Below are 21,059 nucleotides of genomic sequence, written 5' to 3' on the forward strand. Positions count from 1 at the left end.
CTGGGGTCAGATTCCTTCGTTAAGCGGGCGCAGTGGGTCCGGAATCGATTGCGCTTAACGAAGGAATCTGACCCCAGTTGTTAAGCCCTGCTGTTATTCCCCACGGAGGAGATCGCCATGGCCCGCCGCAGCATCCTGACCACCCTCAAAGCCGAACACGACGCCCTGCGCGAGCTGTTCGCCCGCATCGACGAAACGACCGACCGCGCCGAGAAGACCCGCGCCGAGCTGCTGATGAAGATCGAGCAGAACCTGATCCCGCACGCGAAGTGGGAGGAGTCGGTGTTCTATCCGGCCTTCCGCGAGCGCGCCGACCGCGACGGCCGCAAGACCTACGCCGAAGCGATGCTCGAGCACGCCGCGGTCGAGAAGACGGTGCTGCCGGCAGTGAAGGCCGCCGCCACCGCCAGCGAGGAATTCGCCGGCCGCGCCAAGGTCTTCGGCGAGCTGATCGACCACCACGCCCGCGAGGAAGAGACCACGATGTTCCGGATGGCGCGCGAGCTGTTCAGCGCCGAGGAACTGGCCGACTTCGACGAGGCCTACGCCGCCTGGAAGGAATCCCCGGCCGCGGCGATGGCGCTCGGCATGGAGGGCGCCAAGTCCGGCCTGCGCGCGGTCGCCGCGAAGGTCGGTGGACCGTGAGGGCGCTGACCTACCAGGGCGCGAAGGACGTCCGCGTCGAAACCGTGCCCGATCCGACGATCGAGGCCGCCGACGACATCATCCTGCGCGTCACCGCCACCGCGATCTGCGGCTCCGACCTGCATATCTACCGCGGCAAGATGCCGGGCATGCAGGACGGCGACATCCTCGGCCACGAGTTCATGGGCATCGTCGAAAGCGTCGGCGCTGGCGTCACGGAACTGCGCCCGGGCGACCGCGTCGTCGTGCCGTTCAACATCGCCTGCGGGCAGTGCTTCTTCTGCGACATGGACCTCTACGCGGCCTGCGAGAACACCAACCCGGCGCGTGGCGCGATCATGAACAAGAAGCAGATCCCGCCCGGCGCCGGCATGTTCGGCTACACCCACCTGTACGGCGGTTACGCCGGCGGCCAGGCCGAATTCGTGCGGGTACCGAAGGCGAACGTCGGCCCACTGAACATTCCCGACGTGCTCGGCGACGACCAGGTGCTGTTCCTCTCGGACATCCTGCCGACCGGCTACCAGGCGGCACTCAATGCCGAGGTCAAACCGGGTTCGCGCGTCGCGATCTTCGGCGCCGGTCCGGTCGGGCTGATGTCGGCGCTGTGCGCGCGCCACCTCGGCGCCGAGCAGATCATCATGGTCGACCACAACGACTACCGGCTGCAGTTCGCGATGGCGACCTACGGCGTCGAGCCGGTGAATTTCGACGACGAGGACGACCCGGCGGAGCGGATCATCGAGCTGACCGGCGGCCGCGGCGTCGACGCCTGCATCGACGCGATCGGTTTCGAGGCGAAGGGCAGCGCGATCGAGACGGTGATGACCAACCTCAAGCTCGAGGGCTCCAGCGGCAAGGCGCTGCGCCAGGCCATCGCCGCGACCCGCCGCGGCGGCGTGATCAGCGTGCCCGGCGTGTATGCGGGTTTCATCCACGGTTTCCTGTTCGGCGACGCCTTCGAGAAGGGCCTGAGCTTCCGCATGGGCCAGACCCACACCGCGAAGTTCATGCCGGAGCTGCTCGAGAAGATCGGCAACGGCGAGCTGCGGCCGGAAGTGATCATTTCCCATCACCTGCCGCTGGCCGAGGCGGCGCGCGGCTACGAGATGTTCAACGACAAGCTCGACGACTGCCGCAAGGTCGTCCTGACCCCTTGACAACCGGGGTCGGATTCCTGCGTCAAGAAACCGGGGTCGGAGTACATTCCGGGCCGCTGACTCCGGGTCGGCGGCCGGGAAATGTACTCCGACCCCGGTTCTGCTTCACGGTGCGGTCGCGCTTAACGAGGGAATCTGACCCCAGTTGTTAAGGGAGATCCCGTGTATGCAGATGTCTCCAGGGCGCACGCACGCCTTCCTGCTGGCGGCGGCGGTGCCGCTCCACCTCGGTGTGCTGCTCAACGACTGGGCCTACCGGCAGAGCCATCAGATCCAGTGGGCGAATTTCGCGTCCTGGCTGCTGGTCGGCGCGCTGGTGGTCGGCGCGGCGGCGCTGGTGTTCGCGATCGTCGACCTCGTCCGCCATCGCGACGGTGGCACGACGATGCGCGTCGTCCTGCAGGCAGCGCTGTGGATCCTCGGCTTCGTCAATGCCCTGGTGCACGCGCGCGACGCGTGGGCGGTGATGCCCACCGGCCTCGTGCTGTCGGCGCTGTCGTCGCTGCTCGCGGTGATCGCCGGCTTCGTGGTGTTCGCGGCGCTGCCGCCCCCGCCGCGGCCGGTACCGCTGCAGCGCACGGGGGGTACGCCATGAACCGGCTTTTCTCCCGCGTCCTTTGCCACCGGATCGCGCTCGCGACCCTCACCGTCGCGCTGCTCGCCGCCTGCGGCGACCGCGACACCGGCGCGCCGCAGGTCGGCACCGAAGTGAACCTGCCGACTCCGGAACGCAGCCTGCTGCCGACGATGAAGATCGCCGAACCCGCAGAATGGGGCGACCGCCTGCCGACCGTGCCGGAAGGCTGGACGATCAGCGCGATCGCCACCGACCTCGGCATCCCGCGCCAGACCCTGGTGCTGCCGAACGGCGACATCCTCGTCGCCGAAGGCCGCGGCGGCAACGCGCCGAAGCTCAAACCCAAGGACGTGATCGCCGGCTACATCAAGGCGAAGGGCACGACCCAGGTCGAGAGCGGCAACCGCCTGAGCCTGCTGCGCGACGCCGACGGCGACGGCGTCTACGAACTGCAGACGGTGTTCGCCGACGATCTGAACGCACCCTACGGCCTGGCCTACGTCGACGGCACGATCTACGTCGCCAACCAGGACCAGCTGCTGCGCATCGCCTACCGCGACGGCCAGACCCGCGCCGCCGGGGCGCCGGAAGTCGTCACCGATCTGCCGTCGGACATCAATCACCACTGGACCAAGGCGCTGGCGGCGAGCGCCGACGGCCGCTTCCTCTACGTCGGCATCGGCTCGAACAGCAACATCACCGAGCGCGGCATGACCGCCGAGGTCGACCGCGCGATGGTCTGGGAGGTCGACGCCGCCACCGGCGCGCACCGCCCCTACGCGACCGGCCTGCGCAATCCGACCGCGCTGGCGATCCAGCCCGGCAGCGGCACGCTGTGGGCGGTCGTCAACGAACGCGACGAGATCGGCCCGAACCTGGTGCCCGACTATCTGACGTCCGTGCGCGACGGCGGCTTCTACGGCTGGCCCTACGCCTACTGGGGCCCGAATCCCGATGTCCGCGTGATGCCGCAGGATCCCGACAAGGTCGCGGCGGCGATCGTGCCCGACTACGCGCTCGGCTCGCATGTGGCCGCGCTCGGGCTGGCGTTCTCGTCGCCGGTGATGGGCGCCGACTTCGCCGACGGCGTCTTCGTCGGCCAGCACGGCAGCTGGAACCGCGATCCGCCGGTCGGCTACAAGGTCGTCTTCGTGCCCTTCCGCGACGGCCGCCCGGCCGGCGACCCGGTCGACATCGTCACCGGCTTCCTCGGCGACGATGGCAAGACCCGCGGCCGCCCGGTCGGCGTCACCGTCGACCCGCGCGGCGCGCTGATCGTCTGCGACGACCTCTCGAACACCGTCTGGCGGGTAGTGCCGCGGGGGGGTGCGAGGCAGGGTTTTTGACAGGGTATTGGCCGCGCAGGCAACCATCGGATGCCTTTCGCCCCTATCGGCTTCGATCGGTGTGAATCCCTGTAAGAATGCTTCTCCCGGACGTCGCAGGTGGACCACAGCTACCATGCCCGCACGCAATGCCAGGAGTAGGGCCATGTCACGTCGCACCGTTCTCGCCGCCGCGCTGGTGTTCGCGCTCGCCGGCTGCACCGACAGCAACGGCCGGCAGGCGCTGGTCGATGCGGACCCCGACGACGCCGAAGTGCCGGTCGCGACCGATCCGGCGAAGCCTTCGCAGGTCGCGCCCGCCGATCCGGCGACCGCGTTCGCGATCGAGGACGTCGCCGGCTTCGTGGACCCCTGGGCGATGAGCTTCCTGCCCGACGGCCGCCTGCTGGTCACCGAGAAGGCCGGCGTGCTGCGCCTGTTCGATCCCGGCACCCGCGCTGCCGGCGAGATCGGCGGCGTGCCGGAGGTGGTCGAGCGCGGCCAGGGCGGTTTCGGCGACGTCGTGCTGCATCCGGGTTTCGCCGACAACGGCTGGGTCTATCTGAGCTGGGTCGAGGCGGGGCCGGGCGGCACCGGCAGTGCGGTCGGCCGCGCGACGCTGGTGCTCGACGAGGCCGGCGGCGGCACGCTGCAGGGCCTCGAGGTGATCTGGCGACAGTCGCCGAAGCGCGGCGGCGACGGCCATTTCGGCCAGCGCATCGCCTTCGGCCCCGACGGCATGCTGTACATCAGCTCGAGCGAGCGCCAGGAGTTCACCCCGGCGCAGGACATGGGCGGCAACCTCGGCAAGATCGTGCGTCTGCACGACGACGGCAGCGTGCCCGCCGACAACCCGTTCGCCGACCAGGGCGGCGTCGCCGCGCAGGTGTGGACGCTCGGCCACCGCAACGTGCTCGGCCTGGCCTTCGATGCCGCCGGCCAGCTCTGGGCGCACGAGATGGGCCCGAAGGGCGGCGACGAACTCAACCGCATCGAGCGCGGCGCCAACTACGGCTACCCGATCGTCAGCAATGGCGACCACTACGACGGCCGCGACATCCCCGACCACCCGACGCGGCCGGAATTCCGCGCCCCGGTGGTGTTCTGGAACCCGTCGATCTCGCCGGCCGGGCTGCTGGTCTACGACGGCGACGCCTTCCCGCAGTGGCAGGGCAATGCCTTCATGGGCGGCCTGTCCGGCATGGCCCTGATCCGCATCGAGTTCGACGGCGACGGTGGCGCCCGCGAGGCCCAGCGCTTCGACATGCGCCGGCGCATCCGCGAGGTCGAGCAGGGCCCGGACGGCGCCTTGTGGCTCCTGACCGACGGCGGCGAGGGCCGCTTGCTGAAACTCTCCCCCGCCGGCGGCTGAGGCTGGGGCCCCACCTGTAGGAGCGGCTTCAGCCGCGATGCCCCTACGACGCGAATTCTTAGGCGCGCTTCGCGCGCATCGCGCCTGAAGGCGCTCCTACAGCACTCATCGGCTCCCCGCGATGCTCCTTACGCTCACCGACCTCATCGGCACCTTCGCCTTCGCGCTTTCCGGCGGCCTCGTCGCCGTGCGCCACCGCCTCGACCTGTTCGGGGTGCTGGTGCTGGCGATCGCGGCGGCGGTCGCTGGCGGTGTGCTGCGTGATGTGCTGCTCGACGTCACGCCGGCGGCGATCGCCGACTGGCGCTATCCGGTGACGGCGATCGCGGCGGGCCTGGTCTGTTTCGCCTGGCATGAACGCGTCGAACGCCTGCGCAATCCGGTGCAGTTGTTCGACGCGGTCGGGCTGGCGCTGTTCGCGGTGCTCGGCGCCGGCAAGGCGCTGCAGTTCGGCGCCGGCCCGTTCGCGGCGGTGATGCTCGGCGTGCTGTCGGGCATCGGCGGCGGCATCGCCCGCGACGTGCTGGTCGCGCAGATCCCGGCGGTGCTGCAGCGCGAGCTCTATGCGGTCGCGGCGCTGGCCGGCGCCCTCGTCGTCGTGATCGCCGCGGCGTTCGATCTGCCCGCGACGCCGGCCGCCTTCGCCGGCGCGGGCCTCTGCTTCCTGCTGCGCCTGGCCGCCATCCGCCGCGGCTGGCGCCTTCCCGTTGCGGGGGGCGGCGAGTAACGAGTAGAGAGTAACGAGTAACGAGTGGACGCCCGCGCGCCCCGCGCGCGCGAAACGCGCGCCTTCACTCGTTCCTCGTTTCTCGCTCTCGTTTCAGGAGCGCAGGCGCCACCCGGTGGTGAAGATTCCGCGCACGACCAGCAGGCAAGCCGCGAGGAAGACGAGGATCGCGGCGAAGCTGATGCGCACGTCGACGTCGGCCTGGCCGTAGAAGCTCCAGCGGAAGCCGCTGATCAGGTAGACCACCGGATTGGCCAGCGCGATCTTCTGCCACAGCGGCGGCAGCATGTCGATCGAGTAGAAGGCGCCGCCGAGGAAGGTCAGCGGCGTGACGATCATCACCGGGATCACCTGCAGCTTCTGGAAGTCGGTCGCCCACAGGCCGACGATGAAGCCGAACAGGCAGAAGCTCAGCGCCGTCAACACCAGGAACACCAGCATCCACAGCGGATGCGCGACCGTGTACGGCACGAAGAAGCGCGCGGTGACCAGGATGAGCGTGCCGATCATCAGCGACTTGGTCGTCGCTGCGCCGACGTAGCCGAGCACCGCCTCGCGCCACGTCACCGGCGCCGACAGCAGCTCGTAGATCGTCCCGGCCCACTTCGGCATGTAGATGCCGAACGAGGCGTTCGAGATCGATTCGTTGAGGATCGCCAGCATCACCAGGCCGGGAATGATGAAGGCGCCGTAGCTGACGCCCTCGACATCGCCCATGCGCGCGCCGATCGCGGCGCCGAAGACCACGAAGTACAACGAGGTCGTCAGCACCGGCGAGGCGATCGACTCGGTGATCGTGCGGAAGGTGCGCGACATCTCGAAGCGGTAGATCGCCGCGACCGCGTGCAGGTTCATGCCGCACCTCCGGCGGTACCGCCGCGTTTCACCAGGTCGACGAAGATGTCCTCCAGCGAGCTCTCGCGGGTGTTGAGGTCGCGGTAGCCGATGCCGAGCTCGCCGAGCTGGCGCAGCAGCCCGGCGATGCCGGTGCGCTCGCCCTGGGCGTCGAAGGTGTAGACCAGCGCGTGGCCGTCGTCGGCGAGTTCCAGCGGCAGTCCGGCCAGCGCCGCCGGGATCGCCGCCAGCGGCGCCTGCAGCTGCAGCGTGAGCTGCTTGCGGCCGAGCTTGCGCATCAGCACCGCCTTGTCCTCGACCAGGATCAGCCGGCCCTTGTCGATGACACCGATGCGGTCGGCCATCTCCTCGGCTTCCTCGATGTAATGGGTGGTCAGGATGATCGTCGTGCCGCGCTCGCGCAGCTCGCGCACCATCGCCCACATGTCGCGGCGCAGCTCGACGTCGACGCCGGCGGTGGGTTCGTCGAGGAACAGGATCTTCGGCTCGTGGGTCAGCGCCTTGCCGATCATCACGCGGCGCTTCATGCCGCCGGAGAGGCTCATGATCTTCGCGTCGCGCTTGTCCCACAGCGACAGCGCCCGCAGCACGCGTTCGAGGTGGGCCGGGTCCGGCGGGAAGCCGAACAGGCCGCGGCTGAAGCGCATCGTCGCCCACACCGACTCGAAGGCGTCGGTGTAGATCTCCTGCGGCACCAGGCCGATCTTGCGGCGCGCCGGCATCGGCTCGCGGGCGAGGTCGTGGCCGTCGACGACGATCGTGCCGCTGCTCGGCTTCACGATGCCGCAGACGCTGCCGATCAGGGTCGTCTTGCCGGCACCGTTGGGGCCGAGCAGGGCGAAGATCTCGCCGCGGCGGATGTCGAGGTCGATCGCGTGCAGGGCGGTCTGGCCGTTCGGCCAGGTCTTGCCGACCCCGCGCAGCTGCAGGATCGGCGCGCCGGCGGCGGCAGGGGTCGGTGGCGGGGACGAGGTGGCGGTGGCGGTCGCGGGCATGCGGCGCGGTTCTCGCGGGCGGGGCGACAGGCTAGTGCATCCGCGCGGGCTGCGGCACGGGGCCGTGCCGTGGTTTCATAGCGGCATGTCGACGTTCATGCCTTTCCGCCGGCGCGCGGCGCTGGTTTTCGCCACCGCTTCCCTCGTGCTGGCCGCCGGCTGCCAGCCGGGAGGCGGCGCGCCCGCTACGTCGGGGCCGGGGCAGGCCCCGGCGGCGACCGCCGATGCAGGCCAGCAGGTGCCCGTCGGCGCCGGCACCGGCGTCTGCCTGCGCCTGCGCGCCGGCGAGGAACTGACCGGCGTGCGCGTCGACGGCGAGGCCACGACGGCAGCGCTGCGCCATTCCGGCGGCACGGTCGACGTCTACGTCGGGCCGCTGCCGGATTTCCCCGGGTTCCGTCGCGTCACCCGCGGCCTGCCGGACACGCCGACGCCGGGTTTCGTGGCGATCGCCGAGGCGCACGAACACGGCCGCCGCTTCCTCCTCGCCGGCCACAAGCGCGACGCCGCCGGCCCGCGCCTCTACGCGATGTTCAGCGGCGCCGAGGCCATGTTCGCGCCCGGCCTCGACACCTCCCGCATCCTCGCCTGCTGATCCGGGACGTACACCGTTATGCGGGACGTACACCGTTAAGCGCGCTTAACGGTGTACGTCCCCGATCAGGGCGGGGTCGCGCCGCTGGGCCTCGGCGAACGCCCCGAGCTGCGGAAACAGCGCCGCGAACGCCGCCGCCGCCTCCCCTTCGTGCGCGCGCAGGCCATCGAGGCAGGCGATGAGACGGTCGCCGTGCCGCGACAGCCGGGTGGCGATGCGCCGCACCGCGAGGTCGACGTTGTCGCGCCGCGCATACGAGCCCAGCCAGTCGTGTTCGACCATGTGCGGCGCGATCCGGCGCAGCCGCGGCGGCATCGCGGGATCGTCGAGCGTCGCCAGCAGGATGCGGTGGAAGCGCGCCGTGAGCGTCGCCAGCGGCTCGTCGCACCAGCGCGGCCAGTCGCGCGCCAGGCAGTGGTCGAAGAACACGTCGATGGCGATGCCGGCATAGCGCCGCAGCCCCTGCGGGAAGTGCGTGCGCAGCGCTTCCACCGCCGGGAAGGTGTCGGTGAAATGGTCGATGCGCCGGTGCACGAGGATCTCGATCCGCACTTCCGGCGCCCAGTCGGACAGCGCCGCGCGGCCGAAGACGAAGTCGCCGAGCAGGCCGCCGAGCATCGCCGCCGGCGAATGGCGGGCCAGGGTGATGTGGGCCAGGTAGTTCACTGCCCGGTTCGTGCTCCGTACGGGATACGAGGTCGTGGAGGTGACGCCACTCTAGCCGCTCCCCGGCTCCCCGCCGGGCTTGACGGGCGAAGCCGGCCCGGCATGACCTGGATCAAGGTGCGCGCGCGGCGCCGCGGCGAGACTGCCGCCGTCCGCGCCACCCCGGAGATCCGCATGCGTCGCCCCGTGCTCGCTCCCCTCACGCTGTTCGCCGCGATCTGCGCCGGCGGCTTCGCGCTCGCGGCCGTCGATGCGGCGGCGGGCGATGCCGCCCACGACGGCCACGCCCGCCATTCGCCGCACGAAGATGATCTGGCCGACGGCCTGGCGCGCTACGTCGTGGCCGCGCAGGCGGCGGTCGACGCGATCGACGCGGATGCGCCGGTCGCACAGCAGGCGCAGGCGCTCGAGACCCTCGCCGACGACGCGATCGCGCTCGTCGAACCCTTCGTGCAGCGCTTCCCCGCCTGCGGCGACTACCTGCGCGCCAGCACCGGGTTGCGCGAGGCCTGGCGCACGCTCAGCCCCGCCCGCATCGAGGCCGATTACCACCACGACGGCGCGCTGCCGCCGGTTGCCGATCCCCGCGAACGCGCGCGCTGCTACCAGATGAAGGACCTCGTGGTGCATCCGCTGACCGCCCGCCGCCTGCTCGAGGAACCGGCGCCGGACCGCGCCGCGCTGCGCCACGAGATCGTCGAGGTCGTCGCGCATGGCGGCGCCTTGCGGGCGATGGTCTCCCGCCGATGAGCTGACGATTCGCAGCCCGCGATCCGCGGTTCGCAGGCCGCGTCGGTGCGGGGTGCGGACTGCGGTTTCACGGCAGTCGTGCGAACCTGCCGGCATGCCCCTCGACCTGCCGCTCACCCACACCTACGCCACGCTGCCGCCGCGCTTCTTCCAGCAGGTCGCGCCGACGCCGGTGGGCTTGCCGGCGTGGCTGGCCTTCAATCACGAGCTCGCGGCCGAACTCGGCATCGCCGACGCCGCCGGCGTCGACGCTGAGGCGGGACTGGCGGTGTTCGCCGGCAATGCGCTGCCGCCGTCGGCGCGGCCGCTGGCGATGGCCTACGCCGGGCACCAGTTCGGCCATTTCGTGCCGCAGCTCGGCGACGGCCGCGCGATCCTGCTCGGCGAACTGGTCGACGTGCACGGCGTGCGCCGCGACCTGCAGCTGAAGGGCGCCGGGCGCACCGCGTTCTCGCGCGGCGGCGACGGTCGCGCCGTGGTCGGGCCGGTGCTGCGCGAAGTCATCATCGGCGAGGCGCTGCACGCGCTCGGCATTCCGACGACGCGCGCGCTCGCCGCCGTCGCCACCGGCGAACCGGTACTGCGCGACCGCGGGCCGCTGCCGGGGGCGGTGCTGACGCGGGTCGCGGCGAGCCATGTGCGGGTCGGAACGTTCGAGTTCTTCGCCGCCCGCGGCGATGTCGAGGCGCTGCGCCGGCTCGCCGACTACGTGATCGACCGCCATTACCCGGAACTCGCGAGCGCCGCCCCGCACGAGGCCGCGCTGGCCCTGCTGCGGGCGGTGAGCGAACGCCAGGCGGCGCTGCTGGCGATGTGGATGGCGGTCGGCTTCGTGCACGGGGTGATGAACACCGACAACATGGCGGTCTCGGGCGAGTCGATCGACTTCGGCCCCTGCGCCTTCCTCGACGAGTACGCGCCCGGCAAGACCTTCAGCTCGATCGACCGCCACGGCCGCTATGCGTTCGCGAACCAGCCGGTGATCGCGCAGTGGAACCTGGCGCGGCTCGGCGAATGCCTGCTGCCGCTGATGATCGCGCCCGGCAGCGCGATCCCCGACGAGGCGGCCGCGGTCGCTGCGGCGACCGCCGAGCTGCAGGCCTTCCCGGCACGCTTCGAGGCGCAGTGGCAGGCGCGGCTGCGCGCCAGGCTCGGCCTGGTCGAGACGCGCGACGGCGACGACGGCCTGGCCGCCGACCTGCTCGCGGCGATGCACGCGGCCGGCGCCGACTGGACGCTGACGTTCCGGCGCCTCGCGGAATGGGTGGAGGACGGGTTCGCTGCCGGCGAAGCGGGTGCGGTCGACCCGGTCGACGCCTTCGGCGCCGGCGCGCGGGCACCGCTGCCGATGGATCCGGTCGCACCGGCCGACTTCCTCGCGCCCTGGTTGCCGCGCTGGCGCGAACGCCTGGCGGCGGAAGCGCGGCCGCCGCAGCAGGTCGCCGCGGCGACCCGTGCGGTGGCGCCGGCGGTGATCCCGCGCAACCACCAGGTCGAGGCCGCGCTGCGGGCGGCCGAGGACGGCGAACTCGCGCCGTTCCGGGCGCTGCTGGCGGCGGTCCGGCGGCCGTTCGCCGACGATGCCGCGCAGCAGCCCTTCATCGCCGCGCCGGCGCCGGCCGCGCGGGTCTGCGCGACGTTCTGCGGGACCTGAGGCGCCGGAGCGCGAACTTCAGGTGACGGCCTTGAACACCGTCAGGCCGAGGATGAACAGCAGCGCGGCGATCGCGACGAAGGCCCAGAACAGGAACTTCGCGATGCCCATCGCGGCACCGGCGACACCGGTGAAGCCGAGCGCGCCGGCGATCAGCGCGATGACGAGGAAGATGAGGGCCCACTTGATCATGACGGTTCTCCAGGCCGGCGACGGGCCGGCGTGGCGACATGCTCGTACCGGTGGCGTGCGCGGGCGATGAAAACCCCCGGCGCCGCGCATTGCAGGCTGCCGGGTCGCGGCGGGCGGAATCGTGCAGCACGCGGCGTCGCGAAAACGGTGCCGCGCACCGTTATCCGCGGATGACCGTGCGCGGCACCGTTTTCTTCGCGGTTAACCGTGCGCGGCACCGTTAGCGGGAACCATTGCCGCACCGGCGTCGCGCGGTTGGCACGCGAGTTGCTGCGTTCGGGGAGTCCGGGCAATGCGGCCCGGGCCTTCAACGGAGAATCCCCCATGACGAACAAGAATCCCGACACGAATCCCGATCCGATCACCGGCGCCCCGGGCGCGCATCCGGTCGGCACCGGCCTCGGCGCCGCGGCCGGTGGTGCGGTCGCCGGTGCGGCGGTCGGCACCGTCGCCGGTCCGGTCGGCACCGCGATCGGCGCGACCGTCGGCGCGGTCGTCGGCGGCCTGGCCGGCAAGGGCGTCGCCGAGGGCGTCAACCCGACGGTCGAGGACGCCTACTGGCGCGACCAGTACGCCAGCGAGCCGTACTACCTGTCCGACTACACCTACGACGACTACGCCCCGGCCTATCGCCTCGGCTACGACGCCCGCAGCGCCTATCCGGGCAAGCGCTACGACGAGATCGAGAGCGAGCTCGAGCGCAAGTGGGACGCCACCCGCGGCTCCTCGCGCCTGGCCTGGACCGACGCCAAGTACGCGACCCGCGCCGCGTGGCACAAGGTCGAGCGTGCCCTCCCGGGCGACGCCGACGGCGACGGCATCTGATGGTCCGGGACGTACACCGTTAAGCGGGAAACCGCTTCAACGGTGTACGTCCCGCTTAACGGGGTACGTCCCCGTTCAGTCGAGGCCGAGGGCTTCGGCGATCGCGGACCAGGGCACGACCTTGTAGTTCTGGTTCTCGACCGGCATCACGTTGCGGCCGTCCTGGGCCACCATCGCGCCGCGCTCGAGGCCGGGCCCCAGGTTCGCGCTGCTGACGTCGAGGCCGTCGGTCTCGCTGATTCCGTCGATGCCGGCAGCACCGTCGCTGGCCACGGCGAACGATCCGACGTAATCGTGCGGCGCTTCCCGGCGGAACACCGCATAGGTGTCGTTGCCCTGGCTCGACGCCACCAGGTAGCCGCGCCCGTCCGGCTGTACGTACAGGCCCATGCCCTCGATGTCGGCGCGCAGGGCCGGGTTGTCCTCGACACGGACCAGCGGCGTCATCGTGTCGCCGCCATCGGGCTCGGCCGACAGCTTCCAGATCCCGACGTCTTCCTCGCCGATGAACAGCGTGCCGGTCCCGTCGTCGGCGACGCAGCCCTCGGTCTGCGACTCGAAGCGCAGCTGCCGCACCAGCTCCGCGCGCACCCTGCCGTTGCCGGCATCGACCAGTTCCCACTGGAACAGCGGACCGTCGCCACTGTTGATGAAGACGTAGGTGCGCCCGCTCGCGGCGCTGCGGTACATGCACAGGCCGTAGGGGTCTTCGAGGCCGGACTCCTGCACGCCGTCGGCGACGTCGCGCAGTTGCCGCCCCGGCCCGTCGAGGACATAGATCGCGACCGCGCGGCGGGTGCGGTCGCTGGCGGTCACCAGGGTCACTTCCTTCCCACCCAGCAGGAAGCCGTCGCGCAGGTCGACGTTGTTCATCTTGCCGTCGGCCAGGTACTGCAGCTGCCGGCCCTGCATGTCGTAGAGCACCAGGCCGCCCTTCTTGTCGGTGGCGACGATCAGGCTGCGTGCCGGGTCGCGCGGATGCGCCCAGATCGCCGGATCGTCGGCGGCATCGCCGAAGCTCGGTACCGGCGCCGTCTCGTAGCGCGGCTGCACCACCGGCACCGCCGCCGCCGTCGCCACGCGTGGATCGACCGCGCCGCCGGCCTCGCGCCCGACCGCCGCCAGCACCTCGGCGATCGCGTAGAGCTTGAAGTCGCCGCCGTCCGCGGCCTCCTCGTCGGCGACCGCCAGCACGCCACCGTCGAAACCCGGCACCGCCACGGTCGTCGCGAACAGCGGGCCGGGTTCTTCCAGCGGATCGCCGCCGCCGGGCGGCAGCGGTGCGAAGGCGCCGACGAAGGCATCGTCCTCGCCACGGTCGTAGACATTGATGCGGCCGCCGTCGGTATCCGACACCAGCAGCCACTCGTGGCCGTCGCCGCCGTCGACGATCGCGACGCCCTTGGTTTCCCCGGCGAGGCGGCCGCTGCGCGGTGATTCGACCAGCGCCGCGGCGATGTCGGCCTCCGGATCGGCGGCGAAACGCCAGACGCCCACCGCCTCCTCGGTCGCATAGACCATGCCGTCGCGCGACACCACGCACTGGGTCAGCGTCGAGGGCACCGAAACCCGCCGCACGGAGCGCGCGCCGACGCGGCCGCCCGGCGTCGCATGCAGTTGCCGCTGTTCGATCTCGCCGCCGTCGCCGACGACGAACAGGTTCACCGAACCGTCCAGCGGATTGCGCCAGCTGCAGAGTCCCTCGCCGGCGAAGCCGAGCAGCAGGTCGCCGTCGCCGACCTCTTCCAGGGCCTCGCCTTGCAGCCGGTACAGGCGCAGGCGGTTGTCGGTGGTGTCCAGCGCCGCGACCACGGTCGCGGCGGCGCCGGCGACGTCGAGGCCGTAGGCGACGGTCACCGCCGCCACTTCGCCGCCAGGGGCCTGGCCGATGCGCGAGCCGTCGACGGTGTAGATCTCGAGGCCGCCGAGCGCGGCGCTGCCGACGAAGCGGCCCGGGCCGTGTCCGGCCGGCGACAGCACATGCGCGGCGCTGCCGACCTTGCCGGTCGCGCTGGTGGCGGTCGTCGCGCGCGCCGCGACCGTCGCGGCCTGGCCGGTGTCGCCGGCGATCGCCCCGTCATTGCCGGCGGCGGCGACGGCATCGACGTCGCTGCAGCCGGCGGCGAGGGCGGACAGCACGGAAGCGAGGAGGATCGAAAGGTGCGGGCGCATCGCGGTTCTCCCTGGAACGGACGGTGCCGGTGTCATCGAACCGTCGCGATCGGCAGGCAAGGTTCGCGGCGACGGGCGGGGCGATTTTCCATGCCCCGCGCCGGCCGTGCAAGGAATTTTCCAAGTGTGTTGCAAAATGGAATCTTTGTTCGTACTCTCGCCGCACAGACCACCCTCCAGGGTGGCGGACCAGGGGACGTCCTCGGGAGGGACCGGACCATGCGGAAGCTGAAGCGCAACGTTCTCGCGGCGCTGATCGCGTCGTGCCTGATGCCGGCGGGCACCGCGCTCGCCCAGAACCCGCCGGCAACGGCGGAGGAACTCGACTCCGAGGCGGTCCTGCTCGAGGAGCTGGTCGTCAACGGCCAGATCCAGTACCGCAACCGCACCGAGACGGTCGCGCCACAGCTGGTCTACGACCAGCAGTTCTTCGCCGAATTCGAACCGGTATCGGTAGGCGACCAGCTGCGCCGCGTGCCCGGCGTCGCCTTCACCAGCGACATCGGCGAATCCGACTCGCCGCAGCTGCGCGGCCTCGGCAACGGCTACACCCAGGTGCTGGTCAACGGGCGGCCGATTCCCGGCGCCGGCAACGACCGCACGGTGTTCGTCGACCGCATCCCGGCCGAGATCGTCGACCGCATCGAGATCATCCGCTCGCCTGGTGCCGACATCGACAGCCAGGGCGTCGGCGGCACGATCAACATCATCCTGAAGGACGGCGCGACGCTGCCGCCGGGCACGATCCTGCGCGCCGGCGTCGTCCGCGACATCGACAACGACAGGAACCGCGGCAACCTGGCGCTGTCGAACTCCGGCGGCAATGCCGACCAGACGGTCTTCTACTCGGTCACGTTCGACGCGCAGGAACGCTTCAACAGCAAGGCGACCACCGAGGAGGTGTTCGAGAGCGACTCGGTCGGCTTCGACGACGAGGTCGCCCGCGGCGGCATGGGCCGCGCGCTGCAGCGCTGGGACGACCGCGATTCGTCCGTCGCCGTCGAGCGCGTCGAGGAGACCGACTGGCGCGACAGCCGCGACCTCAGCTTCAACGGCGACATCACCTGGCTGATCGACGAGAACTCGTCGCTGCGCATCGACGCCTTCTACCTGAGCACCGCGCGCGACGAGGGCGAGAGCACGACGATCTACGAGGGCGACGGCAGCGTCGGTGGCCTCGATCTCGGCAATCCGGAATTCGAGTTCCAGAATTCCGACTTCAACCAGGACAGCTGGGGCCTGTCGGCGCTGTACGAGCGCCGGCTGTCGGACGTGTCGAAGTTCGCGATCGACTTCAGCTACGCCCGGTTCGTCGACGACAGCGTGCAGTGGAACTTCGAGGAGACCGAAACCAACCTCGTCGAGCGCGAGTCGATCGACGCCGAGGACAGCGAGTGGACCTTCGGTGCGTCCTACTCGCGCGACCTGCCCGACTGGGCGCCGTACGGGGCCGAGCTGAAGATCGGCTTCGCCGGCAAGTGGAAGCAGCGCGATTACCGGCTCACCCTCGACGAGGACCTGGACCGGGCCACGCCGGAAACGACCGACGGCTTCTTCCGCTACGAGGAGCGGCGGCTGGACGTCTACGCCCGCATCAAGTGGAACCTGAGCGAGAACGTCGTGCTCGAGACCGGCCTGCGTGCCGAGAACACCGAGACCGAGCAGCGTTTCCGCACCGACTTCCTCGAGGGCGGCGTGCTCGACTCGACCGTGAGCGGCACCGCCGACGGCAGCGAGTTCCTGCTCAACCCGTCGGTGCACCTGCAGTGGAAGCTGTCCGAGGACGGCCAGCTGCGCATGAGCCTGGCGCGCACCGTGCGCCGGCCGGGCATCGACCAGCTGATTCCGTCGTTCGAACTCGAGTCGCCCGGCGACGAGGACGTGGTGGTCGGCAATCCGGCGCTCGGCTTCGAGACCTCGATCGGTTTCGACATCGGCTACGAGCACCGTTTCGGCGACCGCGGCGTGATGGGCTTCAACGTGTTCCGACGCGACATCAGCGACCTGATCGCGCTGGTCAACACCGGCGAATCGGTGGCGGTGCTCGGCCTGGACCCGGGCGACTATCCGGGCGGCCTGTACAGCTACCGCAACATCGGCGACGCCGAGACCTGGGGCTTCGAGTTCGACCTGTCGACGCCGCTGGACTTCATCGGCCTGCCGGAGACCGGCATCTTCGCGAACTACACGCGGCTTTATTCGGAGCGCGCCGATCCGGCCGGCGGCGGCGACATCGCCATCGATTTCCAGCCGACCTACGTCTACAACGTCGGCATCACCCAGAACATCCCGTCCTGGGAGGCGAGCTTCGGCTTCAGCTACCAGAAGCAGGGCGAGTCGCGGTTCGTGACCTACGGCGAGATCGAGAGCCAGCTGTACGACGGCAACCTCGAGTTCTTCCTCGAGAAGCGGATCGGCACGAACATGGTGCTGCGCCTGACCGGCACGAACCTGCTCGACGCCGACAGCCGCCAGGCCGAGGCCGGCTTCGACGGGGACAACGGCGCCGAGATCCTCGCGAACCAGCGCGCCTACGACGTCGACGCGTTCGAAGTGGAACGCGAGAACTCCTCCCCGCGCTGGACCCTCACCTTCCGCTGGGTCTTCTGAACCACCTCCTACGGGGACGTACCCCGTCTTACAGGGACGTACCCCGTTCAGGATCGCGTTCACGTGCCGTCACCACGGCGGCACGAAACGCACCATCGCCGTAGGGGCGCCCTCGGCCCAGGTGTTCGCGCAGGGACTGCAATCGCCTGGGCCGAATCCCCGCGCGAAGCCAGGCATTCCAGACACGTGCGCGTTCCGCGGGCGTCGGTCCGAGCATGAGGAATTCCTCATGCACGTCTACCAGCGAGTCCGTCCCGTGATCCAGGTGGACGTGCGCGCTCGTCCACGGGTAGTGGATCGCATCCCGCACCATCCCCGCGCGCACCGGGTTGAGTTCGATGTAGCGAACCACCTCGAGGAAATATCGCCGAGTGCCGACCGGCGACGAGTGGAATCGCCCCTGCACGAGTGGACCGATGCGGCCGTGCCGGCTGTTGAACGCGCTCGCGTAGCGCTGGGTGCAGCGCTTCATCGCACGCCACAGGCCATCGGCTGTCTTGGGAGTGAGCAGCAGGTGGACGTGGTTGTGCATCAACGTCCATGCATTGACCGCGACGCCATGCAAGCGCGTGGCGTCGCGCAACAGGCCGCAGAAGTGACGACGGTCGCTGTCGTCACGAAAGATCGCCATGCGGTCGACGCCGCGTTGGGTCACGTGGAACGGGATGCCTGGGATGACGAAACGCGCGGTGCGGGGCATGGCGGCGAGGGCGGGGGTGACGATGCCAGCCATGCTGGGCCAGCCGTTCGCGAATGGCGTCGTCAATGTCGCGGCATCGCGGGTGAGACCCCGGCTGTAGACAACCGCCGCGGAAACCTTAACGGGGTACGTCCCTTTCCTACAGGGTACGTCCCCTTCCTACGGGGTACGTCCCCGTCAGCGGAGTAGGTCCCCAACGCGGGCGGCGGTGTCGGCCAGGGCCAGGGCTGCGACGCCGTCGGCGAAACTGATTTCCGGAGCGGCGCCGTCCAGCACGTCGGCGAAGTGGTCCATCTCGGCCCGGTAGGCGTCGGCGTAGCGGTCGAGGAAGAAGTTGCGGAAGCGGTCGTTCGCCGCGCCGTTCTCGTTCCACAGCTGCGCCGTCGACTCCAGCACGTTGTCGGCGCGCAGCATGCCGGCGGAGCCGTAGGCCTCGATGCGCTGGTCGTAGCCGAAGCCGCTGCGCCGGCTGTTGCTGATCACGCACAGGCGGCCGCTGACGGTGGTCAGCACCGTGCGCGCGGTGTCGACGTCGCCGAGGCGGCCGATCTCCGGGTCCACCAGGCAGCTGCCGATCGCGTACACCGACACGATCTCCTCGCCGCCGAGCAGCCAGCGCGCCATGTCGAAGTCGTGGATCGCCATGTCCCGGTACAGCCCGCCCGACACCGCCACATAGGACGGCGGCGGCGGCGAGGGATCGTTCGAGGTGATCTGCAGCGATTCCAGCTTGCCGACCGCACCGGCGTCGAGGCGCGCCTTCAGCGCCCGGAAGTTCGGGTCGAAGCGGCGATTGAAACCGATCAGCACGCGCGCATCCGCCAGCGTCGGCGCCGCCGCCTGCGCCCGCGCCAGGTCCTGGTCGACCGGCTTTTCGCAGAAGACGGCCTTGCCGGCCGCCGCCGCGCGCAGGCTGTAGTCGAGGTGGGTGTCGGTCGACGAGGCGATGATCACCCCGGCCACCGCCGGATCCGCCAGCGCTGCGTCCAGCGTCGTCACCCGGCTGCCGTGTTCGGCCGCCAGCGCCGCTGCCGCTTCCGGCACCGGATCGACGATGCCGGCGAGCCGCAGCCGCGGGTGCTGCGCCGCGTTGGCGGCATGGATGCGGCCGATGCGGCCCGCCCCGATCAGAACGACATCGTGCATCGCAGGATCCTCAGAGGGCGACGGCGTGGCCGCGGCGGAGCGAATCGGCGCAGGCTTCGGCGAGCGCCAGCGCCGCCAGCCCGTCGGCGTAACCGACGGCCGCATCCGCACGCCCGTGCAGCACGTCGGCGAAGTGGCCGAGCTGGCGCGCATAGGCCAGCGCGTAGCGCGACGCGAAGCCCGGATGGATCGGCGCCGCGTGCACGCCGCTGGCGTCGAGCATCTGCACGGTGTCGAGCCCCGGGTTGCCGGCGCAGAGCATGCCGCGCGCGCCGAACGCCTCGATCCGCTGGTCGTAGCCGCAGCCGCTGCGGCGGGTGTTCGAGATCACGCAGAGCCGGCCGCTGGCGGTGGCGAGCACCGTGCGCGCGGTATCGACATCGCCCTGGCGGCCGATCTCCGGATCCACCAGGCAGGACGCGGTCGCGTAGAGCTTCACCGGCTCCTCGCCGAGCAGCCAGCGCGCGAGGTCGAGGTCGTGGATCGTGAAGTCCTTGAACAGGCCGCCGCTGGTCGGCACGAAGCCGGGCGGTGGCGCCGCCGGGTCGTGATTGATGATGTGCAGCGACTCCAGCGCGCCGATCGCGCCTTCGTCCAGGCGCTGCTTCAGGGCCTGGAAATGCGGGTCGAAGCGGCGGTTGAAGCCGAGCAGGAACCGCGCGCCGGCGAACTGCGGCGCCGCGGCCCGCGCCTTGTCCAGGTCGAGGTCGATGGGCTTTTCGCAGAACACCGCCTTGCCGGCGGCGACCGCGGCCAGCGCATGCGCCAGATGCTGGTCGGTGGAGCTGCAGACGAGCACGCCGCGGATCTCCGGATCGGCCAGCGCCGCGTCCAGCGTCGCCGCCTCCGCGCCCAGCCGGGCGGCCAGCGCCGCCGCCGCCTCGTCGCGCGGATCGATCACGTAGCGCAGCCGCAGCCCCGGGTGGGCGGCCGCATTCGGCCCGTGCACCTGGCCCATCCGGCCGGCGCCGATCAGGGCGACCTGGATTCGTTCCACAATGGCTCCGTGCGGTCCTGCCGCCCAATGGAACATTTGTTCCGTTTGCCGAGTGTAATAGAATTTTCGGAAAGCAAAAGCCCGCCGGCATCGCCCGGCTCCACCCGAGCACTGCCGATGGCCGACGCCGCCCTGCCGCCCCCCGCCACTGCCGACGAACTCCGGCTGTCCATCCTCCAGCGCTACGAAACCCTCAGCAAACGCCTGCAGCAGATCGCCCGCTACGTGCTCGACGAGCCGAACGCGGTCGCGCTGGAGACGCTGGCGGTGCTGTCCGAGCGCATCGGCGTGCAGCCGTCGGCGATCGTGCGCTTCGCCAAATCCTTCGGCTTCGACGGCGCTACCCAGATGCAGCGGCTGTTCCGCGACGGTCTGCTCGCCGGTGCCCCGTCGCTCGGCTACGGCGAGCGCGTGCGCGAGTTCGCGCGCAGCGTCGACCGCCGCCAGGTCGGCGACCCCGGCCAGGTGCTGACCGAGTTCGTCGAAGGCAACGTGATGGCGCTGCAGAACCTCGGTGCCAGCATCGACCGCAAGCGGATGGTCGAAGTGGTGAAGCTGCTGCGCCAGGCCAACACCGTCTACGTCGCCGGTTTCCGGCGCTCGTTCCCGGTCGCCGCCTACCTGGCGTACTCGCTGCACCAGGTCGACAAGAAGACGGTGTTCATCGACAGCCTCGGCGGCATGGCGAAGCAGCAGATCCACGGCATCGGCCGCGACGACCTGCTGATCGTCGTCAGCTACCACCCCTATGCCGAGGAGGCCGTGCACCTGATCGACGCCGCCGTCGACGCCCACTGCCGGGTCGTGTCGATCAGCGACAGCCTGGTCAGCCCGGTCGCCAAGCCGGCCTCGCTGGTGCTGCAGGTGCGCGAGGCCGAGATCCGCAAGTTCCGCTCGCTGTCGGCCTCGATGTGCCTGGCGCAGGCCCTGGTGATCGCCTATGCGTTCGCGACGACGGCCGCGGAGCCGGCGCCGAAGCGGGGAAGGCGTGGTTCGTGATCGCGCGAGGCAGCAAGCCGGCCCGCGCCCGCGTTTTCCGCTTCTTGCGGCGGCAGTACGAATAGAATAGATTTTACAGAATCGCCGGGTTCTGGAA

20 protein-coding genes are annotated in these 21,059 nt (G+C 70.5%); 12 read left to right on the plus strand and 8 right to left on the minus strand.

The features are described 5' to 3' along the window. Positions 1-117: 117 nt before the first annotated feature. From K311_RS15330 to K311_RS0104735, 6 genes are all read left to right on the plus strand, one after another. Positions 118-645, plus strand: coding sequence for a hemerythrin domain-containing protein (locus K311_RS15330; protein ID WP_026816367.1), 528 nt, complete (start codon positions 118-120; stop codon positions 643-645). Continuing rightward, positions 642-1,805, plus strand: coding sequence for a zinc-dependent alcohol dehydrogenase (locus tag K311_RS0104715; protein WP_026816368.1), 1,164 nt, complete (start codon positions 642-644; stop codon positions 1,803-1,805). Before K311_RS15330 ends, K311_RS0104715 begins: the two co-directional genes overlap by 4 nt. A 166-nt stretch (positions 1,806-1,971) precedes the next feature. Then, a complete protein-coding gene (locus K311_RS15335) occupies positions 1,972-2,400 on the plus strand; it encodes a DUF2231 domain-containing protein (RefSeq protein WP_051239502.1) in 429 nt (142 codons plus the stop codon). After that, positions 2,397-3,728, plus strand: coding sequence for a PQQ-dependent sugar dehydrogenase (locus K311_RS0104725; protein ID WP_051239503.1), 1,332 nt, complete (start codon positions 2,397-2,399; stop codon positions 3,726-3,728). The genes K311_RS15335 and K311_RS0104725 overlap by 4 nt, the downstream gene beginning before the upstream one ends. Before the next feature lie 145 nt (positions 3,729-3,873). Next, the gene (locus K311_RS0104730) at positions 3,874-5,079 is read left to right on the plus strand and encodes a PQQ-dependent sugar dehydrogenase (protein ID WP_026816370.1); all 1,206 of its coding nucleotides are present in this window, start codon (positions 3,874-3,876) and stop codon (positions 5,077-5,079) included. 121 nt (positions 5,080-5,200) lie between these two features. Then, positions 5,201-5,806: a trimeric intracellular cation channel family protein gene (locus K311_RS0104735; RefSeq protein WP_026816371.1), complete on the plus strand. Its 606-nt coding sequence runs from the start codon at positions 5,201-5,203 to the stop codon at positions 5,804-5,806. Positions 5,807-5,899: 93 nt separating this feature from the next. On the opposite strand, the gene K311_RS0104740 is transcribed toward K311_RS0104735, so the two are convergent. Both K311_RS0104740 and K311_RS0104745 read right to left on the minus strand, forming a co-directional pair. Beyond that, the gene (locus K311_RS0104740) at positions 5,900-6,661 is read right to left on the minus strand and encodes an ABC transporter permease (protein WP_026816372.1); all 762 of its coding nucleotides are present in this window, start codon (positions 6,659-6,661) and stop codon (positions 5,900-5,902) included. Continuing rightward, positions 6,658-7,656 (minus strand): ABC transporter ATP-binding protein, encoded by a 999-nt coding sequence (locus K311_RS0104745; RefSeq protein ID WP_051239504.1) that lies wholly within the window; start codon positions 7,654-7,656, stop codon positions 6,658-6,660. The genes K311_RS0104740 and K311_RS0104745 overlap by 4 nt, the downstream gene beginning before the upstream one ends. Before the next feature lie 85 nt (positions 7,657-7,741). Here K311_RS0104745 and K311_RS0104750 point away from each other — a divergent pair, with 85 nt between their 5' ends. Continuing rightward, positions 7,742-8,251, plus strand: a complete 510-nt coding sequence (locus tag K311_RS0104750; RefSeq protein ID WP_026816374.1) for a hypothetical protein — start codon at positions 7,742-7,744, stop codon at positions 8,249-8,251. A 45-nt stretch (positions 8,252-8,296) separates the two neighbouring features. Here the strand turns inward: K311_RS0104750 and K311_RS15340 are convergent, their stop codons facing one another. After that, positions 8,297-8,917 (minus strand): acyl carrier protein phosphodiesterase, encoded by a 621-nt coding sequence (locus tag K311_RS15340; RefSeq protein WP_051239505.1) that lies wholly within the window; start codon positions 8,915-8,917, stop codon positions 8,297-8,299. Positions 8,918-9,019: 102 nt separating this feature from the next. On the opposite strand from K311_RS15340, the gene K311_RS17495 reads away from it, so the two are divergent. Then, positions 9,020-9,667 carry a hypothetical protein gene (locus K311_RS17495; RefSeq protein WP_051239506.1) on the plus strand — a complete coding sequence of 216 codons (648 nt, stop codon included), beginning with the start codon at positions 9,020-9,022 and terminating at the stop codon, positions 9,665-9,667. A gap of 94 nt (positions 9,668-9,761) precedes the next feature. Then, a complete protein-coding gene (locus K311_RS0104765) occupies positions 9,762-11,321 on the plus strand; it encodes a protein adenylyltransferase SelO (RefSeq protein WP_026816375.1) in 1,560 nt (519 codons plus the stop codon). A gap of 18 nt (positions 11,322-11,339) precedes the next feature. Here the strand turns inward: K311_RS0104765 and K311_RS17990 are convergent, their stop codons facing one another. Continuing rightward, positions 11,340-11,513 carry a DUF1328 domain-containing protein gene (locus K311_RS17990; protein WP_026816376.1) on the minus strand — a complete coding sequence of 58 codons (174 nt, stop codon included), beginning with the start codon at positions 11,511-11,513 and terminating at the stop codon, positions 11,340-11,342. Positions 11,514-11,837: 324 nt separating this feature from the next. Between K311_RS17990 and K311_RS0104775 the strand changes: the two genes are divergently transcribed. Next, a complete protein-coding gene (locus K311_RS0104775) occupies positions 11,838-12,338 on the plus strand; it encodes a hypothetical protein (RefSeq protein ID WP_026816377.1) in 501 nt (166 codons plus the stop codon). Positions 12,339-12,413: 75 nt separating this feature from the next. On the opposite strand, the gene K311_RS15350 is transcribed toward K311_RS0104775, so the two are convergent. After that, positions 12,414-14,510, minus strand: a complete 2,097-nt coding sequence (locus tag K311_RS15350; protein ID WP_051239507.1) for a phytase — start codon at positions 14,508-14,510, stop codon at positions 12,414-12,416. Positions 14,511-14,729: 219 nt separating this feature from the next. On the opposite strand from K311_RS15350, the gene K311_RS0104785 reads away from it, so the two are divergent. Beyond that, positions 14,730-17,120, plus strand: a complete 2,391-nt coding sequence (locus K311_RS0104785) for a TonB-dependent receptor plug domain-containing protein (RefSeq protein ID WP_026816378.1) — start codon at positions 14,730-14,732, stop codon at positions 17,118-17,120. Positions 17,121-17,148: 28 nt separating this feature from the next. Here the strand turns inward: K311_RS0104785 and K311_RS15355 are convergent, their stop codons facing one another. The 3 genes from K311_RS15355 to iolG (K311_RS15360) form a co-directional block, all read right to left on the minus strand. Further along, complete coding sequence (locus K311_RS15355; RefSeq protein WP_051239508.1) at positions 17,149-17,853, minus strand: transposase; 705 nt, start codon at positions 17,851-17,853, stop codon at positions 17,149-17,151. Positions 17,854-17,997: 144 nt separating this feature from the next. Further along, positions 17,998-18,966: an inositol 2-dehydrogenase gene (gene iolG / locus K311_RS0104795; protein WP_026816379.1), complete on the minus strand. Its 969-nt coding sequence runs from the start codon at positions 18,964-18,966 to the stop codon at positions 17,998-18,000. Between the two features lie 10 nt (positions 18,967-18,976). Further along, complete coding sequence (gene iolG / locus K311_RS15360; RefSeq protein WP_245570625.1) at positions 18,977-19,963, minus strand: inositol 2-dehydrogenase; 987 nt, start codon at positions 19,961-19,963, stop codon at positions 18,977-18,979. Between the two features lie 117 nt (positions 19,964-20,080). Here iolG (K311_RS15360) and K311_RS15365 point away from each other — a divergent pair, with 117 nt between their 5' ends. Continuing rightward, the gene (locus tag K311_RS15365) at positions 20,081-20,962 is read left to right on the plus strand and encodes a MurR/RpiR family transcriptional regulator (RefSeq protein WP_043797782.1); all 882 of its coding nucleotides are present in this window, start codon (positions 20,081-20,083) and stop codon (positions 20,960-20,962) included. Positions 20,963-21,059 lie beyond the last annotated feature (97 nt).

Origin of the sequence: Arenimonas composti TR7-09 = DSM 18010 (genome assembly GCF_000426365.1) — a bacterium.
Taxonomy (GTDB): domain Bacteria; phylum Pseudomonadota; class Gammaproteobacteria; order Xanthomonadales; family Xanthomonadaceae; genus Arenimonas; species Arenimonas composti.

Coding starts and splice junctions, on each gene's coding strand:
- K311_RS15355 (WP_051239508.1), bottom strand. CDS start 17,853: ATGGCTGGCATCGTCACCCCCGCCCTCGCCGCCATGCCCCGCACCGCG.
- K311_RS15365 (WP_043797782.1), top strand. CDS start 20,081: ATGGCCGACGCCGCCCTGCCGCCCCCCGCCACTGCCGACGAACTCCGG.
- K311_RS0104785 (WP_026816378.1), top strand. CDS start 14,730: ATGCGGAAGCTGAAGCGCAACGTTCTCGCGGCGCTGATCGCGTCGTGC.
- K311_RS0104765 (WP_026816375.1), top strand. CDS start 9,762: ATGCCCCTCGACCTGCCGCTCACCCACACCTACGCCACGCTGCCGCCG.
- K311_RS0104775 (WP_026816377.1), top strand. CDS start 11,838: ATGACGAACAAGAATCCCGACACGAATCCCGATCCGATCACCGGCGCC.
- K311_RS0104725 (WP_051239503.1), top strand. CDS start 2,397: ATGAACCGGCTTTTCTCCCGCGTCCTTTGCCACCGGATCGCGCTCGCG.
- K311_RS0104730 (WP_026816370.1), top strand. CDS start 3,874: ATGTCACGTCGCACCGTTCTCGCCGCCGCGCTGGTGTTCGCGCTCGCC.
- K311_RS0104735 (WP_026816371.1), top strand. CDS start 5,201: ATGCTCCTTACGCTCACCGACCTCATCGGCACCTTCGCCTTCGCGCTT.
- K311_RS0104745 (WP_051239504.1), bottom strand. CDS start 7,656: ATGCCCGCGACCGCCACCGCCACCTCGTCCCCGCCACCGACCCCTGCC.
- K311_RS0104750 (WP_026816374.1), top strand. CDS start 7,742: ATGTCGACGTTCATGCCTTTCCGCCGGCGCGCGGCGCTGGTTTTCGCC.
- K311_RS15330 (WP_026816367.1), top strand. CDS start 118: ATGGCCCGCCGCAGCATCCTGACCACCCTCAAAGCCGAACACGACGCC.
- K311_RS0104740 (WP_026816372.1), bottom strand. CDS start 6,661: ATGAACCTGCACGCGGTCGCGGCGATCTACCGCTTCGAGATGTCGCGC.
- K311_RS15350 (WP_051239507.1), bottom strand. CDS start 14,510: ATGCGCCCGCACCTTTCGATCCTCCTCGCTTCCGTGCTGTCCGCCCTC.
- K311_RS15335 (WP_051239502.1), top strand. CDS start 1,972: ATGCAGATGTCTCCAGGGCGCACGCACGCCTTCCTGCTGGCGGCGGCG.
- iolG (WP_026816379.1), bottom strand. CDS start 18,966: ATGCACGATGTCGTTCTGATCGGGGCGGGCCGCATCGGCCGCATCCAT.
- K311_RS17495 (WP_051239506.1), top strand. CDS start 9,020: ATGACCTGGATCAAGGTGCGCGCGCGGCGCCGCGGCGAGACTGCCGCC.
- K311_RS17990 (WP_026816376.1), bottom strand. CDS start 11,513: ATGATCAAGTGGGCCCTCATCTTCCTCGTCATCGCGCTGATCGCCGGC.